This window comes from Panacibacter microcysteis, assembly GCF_015831355.1.
In the GTDB taxonomy this organism is placed as follows: Bacteria; Bacteroidota; Bacteroidia; order Chitinophagales; family Chitinophagaceae; genus Panacibacter; species Panacibacter microcysteis.
The window spans coordinates 1,159,026-1,180,499 of sequence record NZ_JADWYR010000001.1 but is presented as its reverse complement, the minus strand read 5'-3'; the positions used below and the strand labels follow the sequence as shown (position 1 = coordinate 1,180,499).

The 21,474-nt window shown below is 44.1% G+C and carries 17 protein-coding genes; 12 read left to right on the top strand and 5 right to left on the bottom strand.

Going from position 1 to position 21,474, the window contains the following annotated elements:
* Window positions 1-112 precede the first annotated feature (112 nt).
* From I5907_RS04715 to I5907_RS04675, 9 genes are all read left to right on the top strand, one after another.
* Window positions 113-973: a GH25 family lysozyme gene (locus I5907_RS04715; protein ID WP_196989569.1), complete on the top strand. Its 861-nt coding sequence runs from the start codon at window positions 113-115 to the stop codon at window positions 971-973.
* Between the two features lie 87 nt (window positions 974-1,060).
* Window positions 1,061-1,489, top strand: coding sequence for a CBS domain-containing protein (locus tag I5907_RS04710; RefSeq protein ID WP_196989568.1), 429 nt, complete (start codon window positions 1,061-1,063; stop codon window positions 1,487-1,489).
* Between the two features lie 217 nt (window positions 1,490-1,706).
* Window positions 1,707-3,620 (top strand): 30S ribosomal protein S1, encoded by a 1,914-nt coding sequence (gene rpsA / locus I5907_RS04705; protein WP_196989567.1) that lies wholly within the window; start codon window positions 1,707-1,709, stop codon window positions 3,618-3,620.
* Window positions 3,621-3,900: 280 nt separating this feature from the next.
* Window positions 3,901-4,683 (top strand): glycoside hydrolase family 25 protein, encoded by a 783-nt coding sequence (locus tag I5907_RS04700; protein ID WP_196989566.1) that lies wholly within the window; start codon window positions 3,901-3,903, stop codon window positions 4,681-4,683.
* A gap of 125 nt (window positions 4,684-4,808) precedes the next feature.
* Window positions 4,809-5,873, top strand: coding sequence for an efflux RND transporter periplasmic adaptor subunit (locus I5907_RS04695; RefSeq protein ID WP_231401965.1), 1,065 nt, complete (start codon window positions 4,809-4,811; stop codon window positions 5,871-5,873).
* A 190-nt stretch (window positions 5,874-6,063) separates the two neighbouring features.
* Window positions 6,064-9,135, top strand: a complete 3,072-nt coding sequence (locus tag I5907_RS04690; protein WP_196989565.1) for an efflux RND transporter permease subunit — start codon at window positions 6,064-6,066, stop codon at window positions 9,133-9,135.
* 279 nt (window positions 9,136-9,414) lie between these two features.
* Window positions 9,415-10,713 (top strand): TolC family protein, encoded by a 1,299-nt coding sequence (locus tag I5907_RS04685; RefSeq protein ID WP_196989564.1) that lies wholly within the window; start codon window positions 9,415-9,417, stop codon window positions 10,711-10,713.
* A gap of 36 nt (window positions 10,714-10,749) precedes the next feature.
* Window positions 10,750-11,475 carry a 3-deoxy-manno-octulosonate cytidylyltransferase gene (kdsB, locus tag I5907_RS04680; protein WP_196989563.1) on the top strand — a complete coding sequence of 242 codons (726 nt, stop codon included), beginning with the start codon at window positions 10,750-10,752 and terminating at the stop codon, window positions 11,473-11,475.
* A 54-nt stretch (window positions 11,476-11,529) separates the two neighbouring features.
* A complete protein-coding gene (locus tag I5907_RS04675; RefSeq protein WP_196989562.1) occupies window positions 11,530-11,976 on the top strand; it encodes a (4Fe-4S)-binding protein in 447 nt (148 codons plus the stop codon).
* Window positions 11,977-11,990: 14 nt separating this feature from the next.
* On the opposite strand, the gene I5907_RS04670 is transcribed toward I5907_RS04675, so the two are convergent.
* From I5907_RS04670 to I5907_RS04650, 5 genes are all read right to left on the bottom strand, one after another.
* Window positions 11,991-12,410, bottom strand: coding sequence for a VOC family protein (locus I5907_RS04670; RefSeq protein ID WP_196989561.1), 420 nt, complete (start codon window positions 12,408-12,410; stop codon window positions 11,991-11,993).
* 137 nt (window positions 12,411-12,547) lie between these two features.
* Entirely contained in the window at window positions 12,548-15,286 is a 2,739-nt protein-coding gene (locus tag I5907_RS04665; protein ID WP_196989560.1) for a family 78 glycoside hydrolase catalytic domain, read from the bottom strand.
* A 199-nt stretch (window positions 15,287-15,485) separates the two neighbouring features.
* Window positions 15,486-16,619: a methionine aminotransferase gene (locus I5907_RS04660; RefSeq protein ID WP_231401964.1), complete on the bottom strand. Its 1,134-nt coding sequence runs from the start codon at window positions 16,617-16,619 to the stop codon at window positions 15,486-15,488.
* Between the two features lie 215 nt (window positions 16,620-16,834).
* Window positions 16,835-17,551: a nucleotidyltransferase family protein gene (locus I5907_RS04655; RefSeq protein WP_196989559.1), complete on the bottom strand. Its 717-nt coding sequence runs from the start codon at window positions 17,549-17,551 to the stop codon at window positions 16,835-16,837.
* Window positions 17,552-17,701: 150 nt separating this feature from the next.
* Window positions 17,702-19,147, bottom strand: a complete 1,446-nt coding sequence (locus I5907_RS04650; protein WP_196989558.1) for a RapZ C-terminal domain-containing protein — start codon at window positions 19,145-19,147, stop codon at window positions 17,702-17,704.
* Window positions 19,148-19,250: 103 nt separating this feature from the next.
* On the opposite strand from I5907_RS04650, the gene I5907_RS04645 reads away from it, so the two are divergent.
* The 3 genes from I5907_RS04645 to I5907_RS04635 all read left to right on the top strand — a co-directional run bounded on the left by I5907_RS04645 (window position 19,251) and on the right by I5907_RS04635 (window position 21,431).
* Window positions 19,251-20,174: a helix-turn-helix domain-containing protein gene (locus I5907_RS04645; protein WP_196989557.1), complete on the top strand. Its 924-nt coding sequence runs from the start codon at window positions 19,251-19,253 to the stop codon at window positions 20,172-20,174.
* Window positions 20,175-20,283: 109 nt separating this feature from the next.
* A complete protein-coding gene (locus I5907_RS04640) occupies window positions 20,284-20,679 on the top strand; it encodes a hypothetical protein (protein WP_196991070.1) in 396 nt (131 codons plus the stop codon).
* Window positions 20,680-20,924: 245 nt separating this feature from the next.
* Window positions 20,925-21,431 (top strand): GbsR/MarR family transcriptional regulator, encoded by a 507-nt coding sequence (locus I5907_RS04635; RefSeq protein WP_196989556.1) that lies wholly within the window; start codon window positions 20,925-20,927, stop codon window positions 21,429-21,431.
* Window positions 21,432-21,474 lie beyond the last annotated feature (43 nt).

The following is a 21,474-nucleotide window of genomic DNA, read 5'->3' as shown; positions in this document are numbered from 1 at the left end:
AGCAGCAACGATACTGCATATTCAAAGTGCTCAGTGGAAATATTTTCATTTCACGATTCACGTCTCACTTTTCACGATTCACTATTGACCATTCACCATTAAAACCACTATAATGAAAACACTCAAAAAAGGCAGTAAAAATGCAGATGTAAAATTCCTGCAGCAAAGCCTCGCAAAACTTGGCTACGTCATTTCTGTCGATGGCATTTTCGGCAACGATACAGAACGCACCGTTATACGGTTTCAAAACGATAACGATCTAAGCCCCGATGGCGTTGTCGGTTCCAATACCTGGGCCGTACTTACAGATCTTACAAGTGTACGGCCGGCGCCCGTTTTTGGTATAGATGTATCGCATCATAATGGTGCCATCAACTGGAACAATATCAACCAGTCGCAGGTGAATTTTGTTTATTGCAAGGCAACGCAGGGCCGTTGGTTCAGAGACCCCATGCTGCATAGTAATATGAATGAATTAAAGCGGTTAAATTTCATTCGTGGGGTTTATCATTTTTTCACCTTCAAAGATGTTACGGCGGCCGAGCAGGTCAATAACCTGCTCGGCACAGGTATAGATTTTTCTCAACCCGGAACGCTGCCACCGGTGCTCGATGTTGAATGGCAGCAAAGCAACAGCCTTAACCAATACATCAAAGACAACCAGGCATTATGCGCCCAAAAAGTACAAGCCTGGCTGGCAGGTATAGAAGCGGCCACAGGCAGAAAGCCACTTATTTATACAAACAGGTTTTTCTGGCAGGATTATATGGGCAATCCCCCCGGTTTCGATAGCTATCTTTTGTGGGTTGCCTCTTACCGCAACGATGAACCCCGGCTGCCAGAAGGCTGGAACGATTATGCCATATGGCAGTTTACAGAAAGTGCGTCTGTACAAGGCATACCGGGCAATGTAGATAAAAATGTCTTCAATGGCAGTGTAGCAGATCTGCGAAAGCTGGCATTGCTGGGTTAGCACCTTAAAATATTGATCTTTTGGTTGTACACAGCGTAGCGGTAATGTTTTTTTTGTATCTTACTTCTCCAACAAAATTGCTTCCAAATGAGAAAAGTTGCAGACATTCTACGCCGCAAAGGAAACCATGTTACTACCGTTTCTCCATCCATTCCTGTGATTGATGCTTTACACCTGATGGCTGAGCAGAACATTGGTTCTGTTGTAGTTGAAGAAAATGGCGCCTTTAAAGGAATTATGACCGAGAGAGACTATTCCCGTAAGGTAATACTAAAGGGAAGAAACTCAAATGATACAACCGTAGGAGATATTATGACCACAGAATTTCCGTCTGTTAATTCGTATGACACGGTAGAACATTGTATGGAACTGATGTCCGGGTTAAACATCCGATACCTTCCTGTTATGTCCGGTAAAGAGCTTGCGGGCATAATTTCAATCAATGATGTGGTTAAAGAAACCATTTTAACCCAGCAGGAAACAATCTCTCATTTAAAAGATTATATTAATTCCTAATACGTTATAAAAATAGATTGCCCCGCTCGTAAAAGCGGGGCAATTTTTGTTTGTTGCAGGTTGCAGTTTTTTCGTTCAGTAACAAGATTAAACGTCCCGCGGCTTGTTTGTATTTTTATACGACGCTGCCCACCTAAAAAAATCCACCGGGAATCCACATTTTGCCACGGTTTTATTACCTTTGCCGCCCCGAACAAAAACATCGGGCTTTTATATCATGAGTGAAAACAATATTGTTAACGAAAACGCTGGTGCACAAGAGAATGCCCCTGTAGCTGAAACTGTAGCTACTGAAGCATCTGCAGCGACAACAAGTATACCTGTGCAGGAGCCGGTTGAAGAAACTGTAGCGGCTCACGACGATTTTGACTGGAGCATTGATAAACGTAACGTTTCTCATTATTCCCAGGAAGAAAAAGAAAAATACGACAAGGTTTACGACAGCACTTTTGTTCAGATTGAAGATGGTGAAATTGTAACCGGTAGTATTGTTGCTTTAACAAAGACAGATGTTGTAATCAATATCGGTTTTAAAAGTGACGGTCTTGTTTCTTTAAACGAGTTCCGCGATATGCCCAATATGAAAGTTGGCGATCTGGCGGAAGTTATGGTTGTAGAAAAAGAAGACAAAAATGGTCATCTCTTCCTTAGCCGCAAATCTGCCCGCATCTTCCGTGCATGGGAAAGAATTGTGGAAGTACACAAAACAGGCGAGGTAGTTACGGGTACTGTCACCAGCAAAACTAAAGGCGGTCTTATCGTGGATGTATTTGGTATGGAAACATTCCTGCCAGGTAGCCAGATAGATGTTAAACCTGTAACTGATTACGATCAGTTTGTTGGTAAAACAATGGAATTCAAAGTTGTTAAGATCAATGAAGCTATCAAGAACGCTGTTGTATCTCACAAAGCACTTATTGAAAGCGATATCGAAGCACAGCGTGCAGAGATCATGAGCAAACTTGAGAAAGGCCAGGTATTGGAAGGTACAGTGAAGAACATAACAGACTTCGGTGCTTTCATGGATCTTGGTGGTTTAGACGGTTTGTTGTACATCACCGATATTTCATGGGGCCGTATATCTCACCCAAGCGAGGTGTTGAAAATGGACCAGAAACTGAACGTGGTTGTATTAGACTTCGACGACGACAAGAAACGTATCAGCCTTGGCTTGAAACAATTAACTCCTCACCCATGGGATGTGCTGCCTGAGTGGATCCACGAAGGTGCTACTGTAAAAGGTAAAGTAGTTAATATTGAAGATTATGGTGCTTTCTTAGAAATACTTCCTGGCGTGGAAGGCCTTGTACACGTAAGTGAAATTACCTGGGCAAATACACCTATCAACGCTAAAGAATACTTCAAGCTTGGAGACGAGCATGAAGCTAAAGTTGTAACGCTGGATAAAGACACACGCAAAATGAGTCTTTCTATCAAACAGCTTACAGAAGATCCATGGAGCAGCATCGAAACCAAATATCCTGAAGGCAGCAAACACAAAGGACTGGTTAAAAACATTACCAACTATGGCGTGTTTGTAGAACTGGAACCAGGTATTGGTGGTATGATCCACATCAGTGATCTTAGCTGGTTAAAACGCTTTAACCATCCTTCAGAATACACTAAAGTTGGTGAACACATTGATGTGGTTATTCTGGGTGTAGACAAAGAAAACAGGAAACTGCAGCTCGGTCACAAACAACTGGAAGAAGATCCGTGGAATGCACTGCAGGATACTTTCGCAGTGGGTACTGTACACGAAGCAACTGTTGTTCGCAAAGACGACAAGGGTGCCATCGTTCAGTTGCCTTACGGCCTTGAAGGTTTTGCTCCTGCACGCCACCTCTCAAAAGAAGATGGTAAAACGGTAACTGCAGACGAAACATTACCATTCCAGGTAATTGAATTCGACCGCAACGAAAAACGCATCCTCCTAAGCCATAGCCGCATTTGGGAACAGGCTAAACAGGAAGAAGTGGAAGCCGCGAAGAAAGAAGCAAAAGTGGAAGCTGATAAAACTAAAAAGGCAGTTAAGAACATACAGGGTAAAGTTGAAAAAGCAACCCTTGGAGATCTTGGTGCTCTTGCAGAAATCAAAGCCAAACTTAAAGAAGAAGAAGATAACAAATAACCAGGAGAGGAATGATACAGAGACCCTGCAGCAATGCAGGGTCTTTTTTTTGCACCCATACCATGCCTGTGTCAGGCAACCAATACCAGTGCTGGTTAAAAGGAAAACAATGTAAAATGTGCGGCGACTGTACACTCTGTTGCCATATGTTGTGCAGTACAAGAGTGCGACGCAACGAAGCTGCCCATAGCTTCCAAAGCCGGGATACAAATAATCTTTGCAATTACTTATAACGCGGTTGCCTTAATGCAAGGATTTTTGTAATAAACTTGTGCCGCTTATGGCAAGAGTAAAAGCAAAAAGTAAAAAAAGCAGGTGGCGGTACATACCGTTTATTATAGCCGGCGCATTGTGTATTTATATTATTGCTGTTTACCTGCTTCGTTTGTATGCCGGGCATAGCGCAAAGTTTACCATGTACCCCGGTTTTGGCATTGAACTGCCTTCAGACTATGCTATTCATGGCATAGATATCAGCACATTTCAGCAAACCGTCTACTGGCCTGCCGTAACCAGCATGCAGGTAAAAGACGTAAAAGTTGGTTTTGTATTCATTAAAGCAACGGAAGGTTTACTGAATACCGACCGCCAGTTTAAACGAAACTGGCAAAAAGCCGGGGAGCAGCATATAACCCGGGGTGCATATCATTTTTTTCTTGCCACCAAAGATGGAAAAGCCCAGGCCAGCAACTTTATAAAGCGGGTAAAACTAGAGCCCGGAGATCTGCCACCGGTGCTGGATATAGAACAGTTGTACGGGGTGGCTCCGGCAGTTATGCGCCAGCGCATAAAAGTGTGGCTGCAAACGGTAGAAGCTGCTTATAAAGTAAAACCGATCATTTATTCATCAGCAGATTTTTATAACCGTTACCTTGGCAAAGAGTTCGATCAATACCCCCTTTGGGTAGCACACTATTTTGAGCAAAAGCAACCACGCGTAAACCGGGACTGGCAATTCTGGCAGCACAGCAGCATTGGCCATGTAAACGGTATAAAGGCCAGTGTAGACTTTAATGTTTTCAACGGAGACTCTGCCGATTTGCAGGAAATGCTTATACGTTAGCAAAAAACTAACGCGGCAATAAAGCACCATTCATAAATTTTTGCAAATAGCAATCAACCACTTTTGCCTTTTACTGTTTATTCTGCTATATCTTTAGTTTTTAATCACCTGGGAAAAATTTTATCATGCACATAATGCAACGGTTTCTTGCATTGCCATCATTTGCCTTCCTGCTTCTTTGTGCCTGTAAAAGCAAAAAGGAATCGCCAAAGGCACCGGCAACACAGCCGCCCACCCAGGTAGATGTAATCATTGCTGCCAATGCGGCTATTACTAACACGGTAGAGGTAAATGGTACTGTTGTAGCCAATGAATCGGCTGAACTGCGCCCCGAGATCAGCGGCCGCCTTACTTTTCTTGATGTGCCGGAAGGAAAAACCGTACAAAAAGGAACTGTACTGGCAAAGATCAACAGTGCAGACCTGCAGGCGCAGATCAATAAAAGCAAGGTTCAGCTCCAACTGGCACAACAAACACAGGAAAGATTACAGAAGCTGCTCGATATACGCGGCGTAAACCAGGCAGATTACGACGCTGCGGTAAATAATGTAAACAATATTAAAGCAGATATCGCTTACAACGAAGCGCTGGTAGACAAAACAGTAATCCGTGCGCCTTTTACAGGTGTAATTGGTTTACGGCAGGTAAGCCCGGGTGCATATGTTACACCTACAAACATCATTGCCACCATTCAGCAGGTAAGCAAACTAAAGATCGACTTTACGCTGCCCGAAGCTTATGCCAATTATGTAAAGCGCGGTGCGTATGTAGAAGTGGCGCTTGATGAAAACAGTGACGAAAAGGAAAAAGCATTGATCATTGCCACAGAGCCACAGGTAGATCTCAATACCCGCAATCTTAAAGTGCGTGCCGTACTGGAATCGGCTACGGCAAATCCTGGTTCATTTGTAAAAGTATACCTTGTTACAGGCGCCTCCCGCAATAGCGTAATGGTACCCACCAATGCCATTATTCCAGATGCAATGAATAAAAAAATCGTTACGGTAAAAGATGGCAAAGCCAGCTTTGTAAATATAGAAACAGGTGTGCGGCAGGAAGGAACAATAGAAGTAACAAAAGGCCTGCAACCCGGCGATAGTATCGTGGTGAGCGGTGTTTTGTTTGCAAGGCCCAATGCCCCGCTCAAAGTAAGGTCAGTAAAGAAAATAACAGACGTAGTAGAACAATAGATATTTGGTAACCGGCAGTTGTTCTTTTGGCATCGCCTGTTGTGTCACTAACTTCAGGGTTCCGTTTTCATGGCAGCAGCAGCGATCAGTAAAGTTTACATAGTACAGATCAACCGCCTGCTGCACAGCGCATATAAACAGTCCGGGTTGTATATTATTTTTTACACTTACCAGCATATAGCAGCAGTACATGAATATCTCAGAACTTTCCTTGAAAAGACCAGTGCTTGCAACTGTAATGAACATTGCCATCATTTTGTTTGGCGTAGTGGGTTACACGTTTCTGGCACTACGCGATTACCCGGCCATAGACCCGCCAATCGTAAACATACGTACAAGCTATGTAGGGGCCAATGCAGATATTATTGAAAGCCAGATTACCGAACCCATAGAGAAAGAAGTAAATGGTATTCCGGGTATTCGCAGTATCAGTTCTTCCAGCCAGGTTGGTGCCAGCAATATTACGGTTGAATTCAACCTCGATGTAGATCTTGAAACCGCTGCCAATGATGTGCGCGACAAAGTAAGCCAGGCACAACGCAATCTTCCGCAGGATATTGATGCCCCGCCTGTTGTAAGCAAGGCCGATGCAAACAGCGATTTTATTCTGCTGCTCGCCCTGCAAAGCCCTTCCAAAGGGTTACTTGAACTAAGTGACTACGCAGAAAATGTTATCCAGCAAAGACTGCAAACGATCAACAATGTAAGCGCCATCAACATATTCGGGCAAAAAAGGTATGCCATGCGTATCTGGCTTTTGTCAGATAAAATGAATGCCTTCAACATTTCCTATACCGACATCAATGATGCATTAAACAAAGAGAATGTAGAAATACCCGCGGGAAAAGTGTATGGCAACAATACAGAACTCACCATAAGAACATTGGGCCGTCTTACAACAGAAGACCAGTTCAATAAGATAGTGCTGAGAGAAGATGCCACCGGCATTGTTCGCCTGGGTGATGTTGCCAAAGTAGAACTGGGCCCTGAAAACCTCGAACAGTCATGGAAATACAATGGGGTAAATGCCGTAGGCCTCGCCGTAATACCACAGCCGGGGGCCAATTACGTAGATATAGCAGATGAATTCTATAAGCGCCTCGAAGAAATACAACGCAGCAGCAAAAGTGATATTACATTTAATGTGCTGGTAGATAATACAAGGCTGGTGCGGCAATCAATCGAAGAAGTGGAGGAAACCCTTCTTATTGCATTCAGCCTGGTTGTGCTGGTTATCCTTTTCTTCTTCAGGAATATATTGATCGCCATACGCCCGCTGATCGATATTCCCATATCGCTGGTGGCAACTTTCTTTATCATGTACGTGGCAGGCTTCTCTATAAACATTTTAACCTTATTAGGCATCGTGCTGGCAACAGGCCTTGTGGTAGACGATGGTATTGTTGTTACAGAAAATATTTTCCGTAAGCTGGAGAACGGGTTCCCGATCCGCAAGGCGGCGCTGGAAGGCAGTAAAGAAATATTTTTCGCGGTTGTTTCTACATCCATCACGCTTGCGGTTGTGTTTTTACCGGTCATCTTCCTGCAGGGCTTTGTGGGCAGCCTGTTCCGGGAATTTGGTATCGTGGTGGCAGCGGCCGTATTGATCTCCGCTTTTGTATCGCTTACTATAACACCTGTACTAAATGTTTATCTCAACCGTAAAAACGCACAGCACGGATGGGTTTACCGTAAAACAGAGCCGTTCTTTACCGGTATGGAAAGCGGTTACAGGCGTATGCTGGAAGGATTTATGCGGGTAAGGTGGGTAGCCTGGATCGTGGTGGTTGTGTGCGGATTGATCATCTGGCTCGTGGGTTCGCAACTGCAAAGCGAACTGGCACCAATGGAAGACCGCAACAGTGTGCGCTTCCAGATGACGGCACCGGAAGGTACCAGCTACGATAAAATGCAGTCTATCTCAGACGAAGTAGTAAGTTTCCTGTACGATTCTGTGCCGGAACGAAGTTTCGTTTTTGCAGCCACCCCCGGTTTTGGGGGCAGCGGCTCAAACAGTGGTTTCGGGCGTGTGGGGCTGGTACCTGCAGACGAACGTGTACGAAGCCAGAATGAAATTGCACAGGACCTTACCAAAAAGCTTTCCCGCTTTAATGATGCAAGAATATTTGCCGTGCAGGAACAAACGATTTCTGTAGGTATAGGTTCGCGTGGTGCATTACCGGTGCAATTCATTTTGCAAAACCTCGATTTTCAGAAACTGCAGGATATTATTCCCAAATTTCTCGAGGCAGCACGGCAGGATCCTGTTTTTGAAAACATTGATGTAAACCTCAAATTCAATAAGCCCGAACTGCAGCTTACCATCGACCGGGTAAAAGCAAAAGACCTGGGTCTTTCCACTACAGATGTGGCCGGCGCGGTGCAGGCAGCATTCAGCGGCAGAAGGCTGGCATACTTTATCATGAACGGAAAGCAATACCAGGTAATAGGCCAGGTAGAGCGGCCAGACCGCAACAAGCCAACAGATATTGAAAAACTATACGTGCGCAACAGCCGCGGAGAAAATATTCCGTTGAGTGCTGTAGTAAACCTAACCGAAAGCAGCAGCCCGCCAACGTTATACCATTACAACCGTTTTAAAAGTGCTACAATCTCTGCATCGCTGGCAGAGGGCAAAACTATTGGCGATGGTGTAAAATCCATGCGGGCCATTGCAGGTAAATTGCTCGATGAAAGTTTCCAGACCTCGTTAAGCGGCCCTTCGAGAGATTATGAAGAAAGCTCATCAAATACAACATTTGCATTCGGGCTTGCGCTCATGCTCATTTACCTGGTGCTGGCAGGGCAGTTTGAAAGTTTTCTCGATCCCTTTACAATCATGCTTACGGTGCCGCTGGCATTGGCTGGTGCATTGCTTAGCCTGTACATCTTCGGGCAAACAATCAATATATTCTCGCAGATAGGTATGATTATGCTGATTGGTCTTGTAACGAAAAATGGAATTTTGATTGTAGAATTTGCCAACCAGAAAAGGGAAAATGGCATGCCGCGCATAGAAGCGGTAATCGAAGCCGCCACGCAGCGTCTGAGACCTATTTTAATGACAAGCCTTGCAACGTCATTTGGTGCATTGCCCATTGCGCTTAGTCTGGGCGCGTCTTCCACAAGCCGCGTACCATTGGGTATTGTAATTGTGGGCGGTATTATGTTTTCGCTTATACTTACATTGTTTGTAATTCCTGCTGTGTATACCTTTATCTCGGGTGTTCACAAAACAAAAAAGCTCGAGGTTACAGAGTAGTTTTTTCAGGAGCCAGGCAGTTGTTTTTCATGGCATCGCCTGTTGCGTCGCACTCTTGTACTGTGGGCAAGGAAGCGACAAGGCAGGGAGGCAAAGAAACAAAGAGTAAACAGGTATACTTGTGTTAAAAGGTAAGCAGCAGACTTTGGTTTAAAGAACGTTGCAAGGTGCTTCGTTTGCTGCCCGTAGTACCGGACGTACAAGTGAGTGACACAACAAAAGCTCAATGCTTGTGCTGTTGCCGGTAAACAAAAAAATATTTGAGTTCAATAACGTGTAATGAAAAAAATTATCGCTGTATTGTTGTTGTTTACTTTTAAGGCGCATGCGCAAAAGCTTACGCTTGAAGAAGCCATCAACATTGCATTAAAAAACAGTTTCGATATTCAGCTTGCAAAAAATAACGTTGCGGTAAATGATGCGCTCAACAGTTATGGCGTAGCCGGCGGGCTGCCTGTGGTAACAGGTACAGCATCTGATCTTGAACAACTCTCCAGCCTTAACCAGCGTTTCGTGGGTGGCGATACTGCACGTACTGTAAAAGCAAATGCAGCACCAAGCAATTCATTGAACGTGGGCGTTAATGCCAACTTTGTTCTGTACAACGGTATGCGCATTGTAAGCACTAAAAAAAGACTGGAACAACTGGAATCTCAAAGCGAACAATTACTGAATGCCCAGGTACAGATTGCCATTGCAAATGTGATGTCGAAATACTACGACATTGTGCGCCAGCAGGAGTATTCGCAAACGATAGATTCATCTATTGCCATCTCCAAACTGCGCCTGGAAATATTGCAGACAAGAATGGATGTTGGCCTGGCAAACAACGCAGATGTTTTCCAGGCGCAGATAGATCTCAACACGCTGTTGCAGGCAAAAGAATCGCAGGAGCTTACTGTAAGTATTGCCAAAACGGAATTGTTGCGCGTGCTTACACTGAAAGCTGACTCAACCATTAATGTAGACGATTCTATAAAGGTTGGTGAACTCATGAAGCTGGAAGCAATATTGGACAACCTTTCCACCAATCCTGACATCATTGCAGCCAACCAGCAGATAGAAATAAATGAGCTGATTGAAAGAGAAACGGCAGCACTGCGCTACCCAACGCTTAGTGTGAATGCGGGTTATACATATGGCAGAACACAAAATGCTGCGGGGCAGTTATTGCTGAACCAGCGTTATGGGCCACAGGCAGGTATTAACCTTTCTATACCTATCTACAATGGCAATGCATTTAAAAGGCAGCAGCGCGTGGCAGAGATCAATACCCAAAGCGCAACTGTGCAAAAAGATGCACTGGTAAATGATTATGTAAACAGCGCAGTAAAACAATACCAGACCTACATAACCACGCTGCAGCAACTGGAGAAAGAAGAAGAAAACTATCGTATTACACAGGCTTTGATCGATCTTGTTTTAAAAAGATTCGAACTGCGTGTGGCCACCATTCTGGAACTGAGAGAAGCGCAGCAAAGCTTTGAAGAAACATCCTACCGTTTAACCAACCTGCGCTTTGCAGCAAAGTCTGCAGAAATAGAACTCAAAAGGCTCAGCAACAAGCTTAGCTTTTAAGCCTGTTAATCCGCATCTTTGCAGTAAAGTTTTTACATGAAGAAAGTTGCGCTTATTCCCGCACGTTATGCGGCTACAAGATTTCCTGCAAAGCTTATGCAACAGCTCGGCAATAAACCGGTAATAAGACACACTTATGATAATACCCTGGCTACCGGCTTATTTGATGAAGTGATCGTGGCCACAGACAGCGATATTATTTATAACGAGATTACACAACATGGTGGTAAAGCAGTCATGAGTAAGAAGCAACACGAAAGCGGCAGCGATCGTATTGCAGAAGCAGTTGCCGATATGGATGTTGACATAGTGGTAAATGTACAGGGCGATGAACCTTTTGTAAAAGCGGCACCACTAAAGCAATTGCTGGATGTTTTTGAAGGCGATAAAGGAGCAGGTGTGCAGGTGGCCAGTTTGATGCAGGTATTGACCATGCAGCAGTATATTGAAGACCCCAACTATGTAAAAGTTGCGATAGATAAAAACAACAACGCTATTTTCTTCAGCCGGTCAGTAATACCTTACCCGCGCAACAAAGAAATACCCATTACTTACTACGAACATATAGGCGTCTACGCCTTCAGGAAGCAGGCACTGATCGATTTTACGCATTGGCCGATGACACCACTGGAGGCGGCTGAAAAAATTGAATGTCTTCGTTATCTTGAACATGGAGTGCCGTTAAAAATGGTTGTAGTGGATTACATGGGTGTTGAAATAGACACACCGGAAGACCTTGAAAGAGCGGCGAAATTCCTGTAACTGTTTTAGCCGTAAATTGCCGCTTAGTATTTACCCCTGATATAAATAATTGTTATGCCCGTAAAGACACACAAATACACCAATAATGATGTAACCGTAATATGGCAACCAGAAATGTGCATGCATTCTACGATTTGTTTCAAAGGGTTGATAGAGGTTTTTGATCCTAAGAAAAGACCGTGGGTAAATATGGAAGGTGCTACAACTGAACGAATTATTGAGCAGGTGCGTAAATGCCCGAGCGGCGCACTCAGCTATGTAATGAATAATGAACAGGCACCGGAAGAAAATAACAGTGCTGTACTTTCAGAAGCTGCAAACGTCATCAACATACAGGTGCTGCCCAATGGGCCACTGCTGATACAAACCGACTGCGTGATTACGTATGCAGACGGCAGGCAGGAAACAAAAAAAGGCAATACTGCATTGTGCCGCTGTGGCGCATCTGCCAATAAACCATTTTGCGATGGTTCTCACCGCAAAACTGGTTTTGTTGGGTAGAACGTGCAGTGTTATCAAAGCTTTAAATTGTCCTCTTTATCAAGTTCCCAGAAAGGATTAAAGGCAATTTCTACCAGGTGACCATCCGGGTCTTTAAAATAGCCGCTATAGCCGCCCCAGAATACTTTCTGTGCAGGTTTAACGATCGTAGCGCCCTTGCTCTGCACTTCATGCAGTACACTATCTACTTCTTCCTCAGATTTGGTGTTAAGAGAAAATGTTACGCCCGCAAAACCTGTAGCATCATCACTTATTGCAGCATCTTCTGCAAGCAAATGTCTGGGGTATAGCGCCATGGTTATGCCACCCAAAGGAAATAATACGAGGTCTCCTGTGCTATGCTCCGATCTTTTCCAGCCAAGCGATTCATAAAAGCGGGCTGTTGTTTCAACATCGCTTACGCCCAGCGTAATCAGGTTAAGTTTTTGTCTCATCGTCGTCTTCTTTTGTCCGTGTCATTGTATTACAGTGTCAAAAAATCTCCCAAAGATACACTGCTTACAAAAGTGCATTTTAACCGGCACTCCAATGAAAGCTATTTCAAAGACAATTCATGCACGCCTGTTAAACACTATTGTGTAGTATAGGTATAGGTACCCGATCCCGCTTCTATTACAGCATATCCGTCTTCGTAACGCAATATGTTTACCTGTATACCGCTTTCCTTAACCGCTGCATTTTGCTTTGCGGGCACATATACAAGTGCGGTAGTATTGGCAGGAATAGTAACGTTTAAAGTAAAGGCATCAGCGGTTTTTTTCCATTCGCTTGTAATAGTACCCCTTATGGATTGATAACTGCCTTTAGCCCATCTAAGATCACCAGCAGGCTGAGGTTTTATAATGATCGTTTTAAAGCCCGGAGATGCAGGATTGATACCAAGCAGTGAGCGATAAAACCATTCGTCAACAGAGCCAAACATCGGGTGGTTTTGAGACGGGCTGCTTTCGGGGTAGGCCCATGTTTCCCACAAGGTGGTAGCACCATTGTTTATCATGTTCAGCCAGCCCGGGTAGCCCCGCTGGTCAGTAATGGTATACGCGATATCGTTCCTGTTGTATGTTCTCAGCACATCAAACATCATTTTAGTGGAGAAGATACCGGTGCTTACATGCATGTGGTGTCTTTCAAACTCTTTCATCAATACATCGAATGCGGCTTTTTTGTCTGGCGCAAGATCATACCACAGAGCAAGTATTTGTGCGCTCTGTGTTGCATTGTCGAATCTGCCGGTGTTGCGAACATTGTATTTGTATACGATTGCCTCTTTAATATCTTCAGCCAGCCCGCCGTATTGAATGCTGTCTGTTGTTTTGCCGAGTATGCCCGCAAATTCGGCTGCAAGCTTTGCATGGTTGTAATAAAAGCAGGAAGCGCTGAATGCATCCGGTTTTGTATCCAGTGCTTCATGGTCTCCAATATCCCAATAGAAAAGATTTTCAAAAGATTGCTTTTGTAAGAAAAGCATTTGCCTGGTAAAGGCATTGTAATGTTGCGCAATGATTCTTTTATCCCCATAAAAATCATAGAGCTGTTTTTGCAGGAATGCAAACCCGAGTTGCCAGCCCATTGGCCCGGACTCATCGCCATAGCCTCTGTCTGCAATACCTGTAAATGGCGCAATCTCTGTAATGCCACCACCTGGCCGTTGTTCGTTGGCAAAATCTGTAACCGCTTTGGTATAAAACTGCGCCATATTGTAGTTATAGATAAAGGCATTTGAGCTTACAACCATATCTGCACCATAACCCATTTTTTCACGTGCAGGGCAATCTGACTGCACACTGAATATGTTGCTAAGAAATGTCCATTGTATTACTTCGTGCAACGTGTTGAACTGTTCATTCGAACAACTGAATGTTCCGTTTACATTCACTGCACTGTTCATGCGTAAACCTTCGAAGTTTTCTATGGTTGGTGTACCGGGCCAGCCTGTTACTTCCACGTAACGAAAGCCGTGAAAAGTAAAGTGCGGGTTCCATGATTCTGTCGCTCCTCCCTTCAGTATATAGCCGTCTTCCTGCCACGCTGTTTCAGGGGCACCAGGTGGGGCCTTGATAGCGCCTTTTTTTATTTGTGTCATTACAGATGTCATGTAATTCAGTGAACCATTCGTGTATACATCCTCACCAAAGCGCATGGTAATTTTGTCTCCCTCGTTACCGGTTACATGTATTCTTACAACACCAGCAAAATTTTGCCCCATATCTACTATAAAAGTGTCTTTGCCCTGTTCATATATTTTTACCGGCTTAATCGTTTTTGTTACCTGTATTGCAGGCTGCATTTGCGCTTTTAATGTGCCATCAGGGCCATTCACCTGCACAGCCTGCTTCCATGCTGTTTTATCAGCCTGTAAAGTGTTCCAGCCGGGCTGCTCCAGGCGGGCGTCATATTTTTCACCGAGGTAAACATTGTTGTGCGTTACAGGCCCGGGAGCTGTAAGCCACGATTCATCAGTAACGATTTTATCAACGGAACCGTCTTTGTAAGTAATATGTACTTCTGCTTTTACGCAGGGCCTGCCTGTCTGCTGGTAATCACGCAGGTCCCAGCGGCCGAAGAATTTTATTGGTAAAGGGTTCCACCATCCTGCACCGAGCGCGATTGCTGCAACGTTTATGCCTTGCTGTACCATAGGGGTCACATCATATACCGCATACAGTACCTCTTTTTTATAAGTGGTAAAGCCAGGGTCGAGCACATGGTTCCCCACTTTACGGCCGTTTAAATATGCTTCATAATAACCCAGCCCGCTTATGTATAATTTTGCTGCAATTATTTTTTTACTGCCTTTAAATGTTTTCCTAAACAGTGGCATCCGATCTTCCTTAAAGCGGTCTTCGTCACGTGCAGGATTCCTGGAGCCATCACTGATCCATTTTGCCGTCCAGTCTGCTGGTGAAAGCATGGCCGTTTCAAAGATGTTTACAGCACTCCATGCTGATGCTGTACCGTTTTGATCGTACACCCTTACACGCCAGTAATATTTTGTAAAAGACGTAAGAGGGGCACCTGCATATTCAATTTGTATATTGTCAGATGAAGCGATCTTTCCTGTAGACCACTCTGTGGCTTTACCGTGCTCAACGTCTGCAGGTGTTTTACTTACAATAATTTCATAAGCCGTTTGCAGCGCATTTCTTTCCGTGCTGTTGAATGTCCATGCAAAACGTGGGTTCGCAATATCTATACACAGCGGGTTCTCAATATATTCACAGGTAAGATTTACAGGCTGTAAGGCCACATAGGCATGCGCCCGGAACACACAGGTTAGAGCCAGCAAAAGAAGCAAAGCGTTTTTTTTCACGGCAACATATTTTAGACGTGTAAATTAAACCAGTTTAGCTTCTAAAGCTAAAGCATAGTGCAGCATAGCAGATTGAAGCATTCTGATATAGTTGTATGAAATGTTTGGCCACGGGATTATTTGCTGATCGCCAAAGCTGCCATAAAAGAGGAACGCAGAAGTGAGTGACACAACAGGCGATGCCACGAAGTGCAGCTGCTTAGTGCATCAGTTTTTCAACGGCTGTTTTCAATGTTTCAGCTTTTTTTGCAAAACAGAAACGCACCACCTTATTGTCTGTAGCCTCTTTGTAGAAAGCACTCAGCGGAATGGCCACCACGCCTTTTTCTTTTGTTAGGCGCATCACAAAATCTTTATCGCTTTCATTACTTATGGCCGCGTAGCTGTAGCATTCAAAATAACTTCCGTGAGAGGGTATCAGTTCAAAAGGTGTAGCCGCCATCAACGTTCTGAGATAGTCTCGTTTTTGCTGCATTTGCGAACCGAGTTGCAAGTATGCATCTTCGTTTAACAGGTACTCCGCCAATGCATATTGTACCGGTGCATTGCAGGAGAAACAATTAAACTGGTGTACTTTTCTAAACTCTTTCATCAGTGCCGGGGCGCTTACGCAATAACCGATCTTCCAGCCGGTGCAATGGTATGTTTTGCCAAACGAAAAGCATACAAATGCCCGCTGCAGCAATGCAGGATAGCGTAGTATGCTTTGGTGTTCTATGCCATCAAACACAAGGTGCTCATATACTTCATCGCTTATAATGTAGAGATCATGCGCTTCGGCAATTGCCTGTAGCTCCTGCATGTCAGCAGCAGTAAGTACGGCACCGGTAGGGTTGTGTGGCGAGTTAATAATGATCGCTTTTGTGCGTGGAGAAACCTGTTGCCTTACTTCATGCCACGGAATGTTGTAAGCAGGAAACTGTAATGATATTCTTATGGCTTTGGCACCATTGATCTCTATGTTGGGAATATAACTGTCGTAAGCCGGCTCAAATACAATCACTTCATCGCCTGCATGCAGTATGGTTGTAAGAGCCGTGTAAATTGCATACGTACCGCCGGGTGTAACTGTAACCTGGCTTGCAGCATCTACAGCGGTGTGGTACAGTTTCTCAATTTTAGCGGCAATACGCTGCGTAAGCAATGGCAGTCCATTCATGTGTACATACTGGTTGTGCCCGTCCTGCATGGCTTTGTTTACAAGATTGGTAAGCTCGCTGCTCATGGGAAAATCGGGAAAACCCTGCCCGAGATTGATTGCCTGGTGCTCCAGCGCAAGCTGGCTCATAACAGTAAAAATGGTTGTACCAACATCCGGAAGTTTTGATAGCATGTACACAAAAGATTTGATCAAATGTACAGGCAAAGGCGCTTTGCTGCAAGCACTAACTGATAATTATCGCCTGCTGTTTATTTAAAGCAGCAGTATTTGTGGGTAAGCTGTGGTTTTGCATGGCATCACCTGTTGTGTCACTCACTTGTGCGTTCCACTTTTATGGCGGCTGCTGCGTTGCGTGTCAGCGGCGTGGCTGCAAGTTTGTAGCGGCATTATAAAAACAGTGCTTCGGCCTGCTGAATGCTTTCGGGCTTACCAACGTCTATAAACTTACTGTCTGAATGATCGAAAGCCTGTATTCTTTCTGATGCTGCAAGAGAAAGATATACATCCACCATAGAGAATTTGCCTTGTTGCTGCATAACATCGAAAATGCGGTTGCTTAGCACATGAATACCGCTAAACGCTTTTTGGTGCAATACTTCTGCGGGTCTTGCAATTCTTTCTTCACCGGTGTTAACGTTGCGCCAGCCACATAGCCTTTTATGATCGTCAAATAAAAAATAGCGGGAGGTTTTACGCCGTGTAACTGCCAGTGTAGCCAGCGGCTGCTGAGCGTTGTGCAGGCTGATCATTGCTGAAAGGTCGAGATCTGTAAGTACATCGCAGTTTAGCAGTACAAATGTTTGCGCATCCTGTAAAAAGGGTCTTGCTTTTTTTAAACCGCCGCCTGTTTCCAGTACAGCGTCTGTTTCGTCGCTTATTACAACATTGCTGCCCCAGCCCTGGTGTTGCGCTATTATGCCGGTTAGCTGGTCTGCAAAGTGGTGTACGTTTACAACAACATCGTAAATGTTGTGTTGCTGCAGGTACATAATATTACGTTGCAGGAGTGTTTTATTATTTATAACAGCCAGTGCCTTGGGGTGTTTATCTGTAAATGGTTTAAGCCTTGTGCCGAGGCCTGCTGCCAATATCATTCCTTTCATTATTTAAAATTATTTGCGGGGTATTTGTATTGCCAGCCAGCCATTACGTATGCTGATGGCGCCGGAGCTGCTGAATAATGTTTTATTGTACAAGTGTGCGACGCAAGGAACGATTCCACCCGTTATGCTGCCGGGTACATCATTTCATCACTACTGCGGGCGTACCCAGTTTTGTTCATTACAATGTTCCAGCTCTATCTTAACCTTGTATTTGTTCTTAAGATGCCTGGCTGTTTGTTCTGCCGCATACACGCTTCTATGCTGGCCGCCGGTACAACCAAAATTTACAGACAAGCTCTCAAAGTTGCGTGTGATATAATCTTCAACCGAGATATCTACAAGATCGAAAACACTGTTTAGAAAAGTGGTCATCCGGGTTTTTTGTTCCAGGAAATCCATTACCCGTTTGTCTTTACCTGATAACGTTTTGTACTCAGCAAAACGGCCGGGATTGAGCAATCCGCGACAATCGAATACAAAGCCGCCACCGTTGCCGCTGTTGTCTTCCGGTATTCCTTTCTTGTACGAGAAACTTTTGATCTTTACAACAAGCGGTGTTTGTTCAGTTGCCTGCACCGTTTTAAAGCGGGCTGCAATGTCGTCTGCCACAATAATGTGTAGTATGCGGTCAAACTCAGGCAATGCAATGCCGGTTTGCCGGTGCGCCATAAAATACCGGAGGTTTTTTAATGCCAGGGGAATACTGGCAAGGAAGTGCGCCTTTCTTTCAAACAAGCCACGAAAGCCGTATGCGCCCAATACCTGTAAAAGCCTGATAAGCACGTAACCATTATACTGGCTGGTGAAGATGAGCCTGTTTACAGGTTTGTCAAGCAACGCATCGATCCTGTCCATGTAATAACTGAGCAGGCTGTCTTTCCACTCGTTGCTCAGTTCTGCTTTGGCCTGCCAGAGCAGGCTTGCAACATCGTATTGCAATGCACCCTGCATGCCGCCCTGGTAATCGATAAAGAAAACCTCATCGTTGTTTACGATAATATTACGGCTTTGAAAATCGCGGAACATAAAATATTTATACTCCGTTTTTGTAAGGTAGCTGCCAAGGGCTTCAAAATCATCGAGCATAGCCTGTTTGTCGTAAGGAAGCTGCAATGTATCCAGGAAATAATATTTAAAGTATAGCAGGTCGCTCATGATAGCCTGCCTGCCAAACTCTTTGGCAGTGAGACAACGGCCATAATCCAGCGCTTCGTGCCCTTTGATCTGTATGCGGGCAAGCTTATCAAGGCTTTTGCAAAACAGGCCATACACTTGGTCGTTGTGGCCATGTTGTTCCAGTTTATTCAGCAGGGAGTTTGTTCCCAGGTCTTCCTGTATGTAAATTGTTTTTGCTTCATTTACCGCGTATATGTGCGGTACAGGGAGGTCTTTGCTTTCGAAGTGCCGGCTGAAGTAAATGAACGTATCGTTCTCTTTTATATTGAGGCCATAGGTGGCAATGTATGTGTTGTTTTCATCATATACACGGAAATAGGTTCTGTCGCTGCCGCTTTGGGGCAGTTTGGTAATTGCAGTGCAGGGCTTGTTAAAGTGTTGTTCAAACAGGTTGGTAACCTCGTTTACAATTGCATCCATTAAGTAAAAAGTTTGGGGGTAAAAATAGAGGTTTATTTGTTTTACAAGGGCATGACAAACCTTAACACCGGAATTAAATGTAGATACATTAATTTTGCCGTTGATGTTACAGGCATTAGATATATTAAAAGTGGCCCACCGCAATACAATTGACCCGGGAATGAATTTATTGCACATGAAAGAGCAGTTCATTCCAGGTTCTATTCAATATGTTATTCGCCGGTATTACCCGCAGGACCAGTGGAAGAGTGACGATACGGGTATGATGGTATATCATTACAATGCCAAAAGGCCGGAAGATAATTTCCTGGAGTTACGGTTTTGCATCAGCGGCAATAAATACTGTTTTGAAAAGAGCTGTGCCAATTGTAATGAAACGCCTACCAATAACTGTAGCGGTAAACACGATAGTATAGATGTTTTTTCGTTTCACTTTTCTTCTACTTTCCTGTACCAGTTTGTACATAATGTAAAGCTGAGTAACCGTAAAGATGAAGTGCTTGCGTTTAAACATCCCAATTCCTTTACAAAGATTTTCCCGGTATGTAACCGTAAAAGAATGAGCCTGGATGGCTTGCTGAACCATAGCTACAGCGGCAGCCTCGAAAATATTTTCGTCAATGCCAAGGTGCATGAGTTACTGCTTTATAGCCTGGAATGCCTGGTTGATGAGAAAGAAGATGGCTTTACTTGTAAGTTCCTGGCAGATGAAGCTGGCAGGGACAGGATTTACCAGGCAAGGGAAATACTGCTGCAACACATCGGTGATCCGATTACCATAAAGGAACTGAGCCGTAAAGTAGCCATGAATGAATGTTACCTGAAGAAGGGTTTCAAGGAAATTTTTGGTACAACGATTTTCGATTTTTACCAGCAGCAACGTATGGAACATGCCAAATACCTGTTGTATGAAAAAGGATTGAGTGTTACAGATGTTTCTGCCCTGCTTGGTTACTCTTCTATCTCTCACTTTTCAGCAGCTTTTAAAAAGCACACCGGTTTAAAGCCTTGTGATTTGTTACGATAAACATTAGCACCATATAGCTACCAAATAAAAAGCCGCAGTATGTGATTACTGCGGCTTTTTATATAGAGAAAAAGTTTAAGATGGCATTGCTTCTCCACCCTCTTCAGAAGTGCTGGTAGATTCTGCCGGCATTTCAACTACTTCTGGTGCAGGTGCCGGCGCTGGTGGCGGTGTTACTTTTTTAGCAGCCGCTTTTTTTGCTGCTTTCTTTGGAGCCGCCTTTTTTGCTGCCTTTTTAGGAGCTGCTTTTTTAGGCGCTGCTTTGGCAGCCTTTTTAGGAGCGGCCTTCTTTACTGCTTTTTTGGGAGCAGCTTTTTTAGGCGCTGCCTTCTTTGCTGCTTTTTTAGGTGCTGCCTTTTTTGCTGCTTTCTTTGGAGCTGCTTTTTTAGGAGCAACTTTTTTAGGAGCAGCTTTCTTCGCAGCTTTTTTAGGGGCTGCTTTCTTGGCGGCTTTCTTTTTATTTGCTTTTGCCATGGGAGAGGAATTTTTTAAAAATTATATATAAGTTGTTAAGTTAAAAATGTTTTCGTAATAATAACATGAACCAAAGAAAATTTTTTAAAACAACATAGTTTATTAACTGTAACATGTTTGTATCTGTGCATGATTGTTGGCTCAATATGCATTCACTATGGTGGCACAAATCTTCAGCACTGAAACAATAATAGCAAAGCGGTAAACCCGCGGAACAGTAATGCATAATCTTTCAATAATTTTTGAAAATTCAGAAAACCTGTTTAGCTTTACATCATGAAGCTTGCAGAAGCAAAACAACAATTCATTCAAAGCTGGGGCGTACTTGCCACGCAATGGGGCATCAACAGAACAATGGCGCAGGTACATTCACTGTTGCTGGTAGCCAGCAAACCGCTGAGCACGGATGATATCATGGAAGAGCTGAGCATCAGCCGTGGTAATGCCAATATGAACATACGCGACCTGATACAATGGGGGCTGGTAGAAAAAGTAATTGTACCGGGAGACAGGAAGGAATACTTCTCTGCAGAAAAAGACATCTGGAAAGTAGCCACGAAAATTATGTACCAGCGAAAGAAGCGCGAACTGGACCCCATGGTCAAAGTGCTTAACCAGCTAAGCGACATAGAAGGAGACAAGCGTAACCCCGAGGTAAAAGCATTTTCCGAAACCGTTGATAACCTCAAAAAATTTGCCGGCCAGGCAGAGAAATCAATGGACGTGCTTATAAAAGCCGAAGAGAACTGGTTCTGGAGCAACTTTATAAAGCTCCTTAAATAAAGGCAAAGCCGGGTTTACCAGTCTTGCATAAGATTTTAAATCA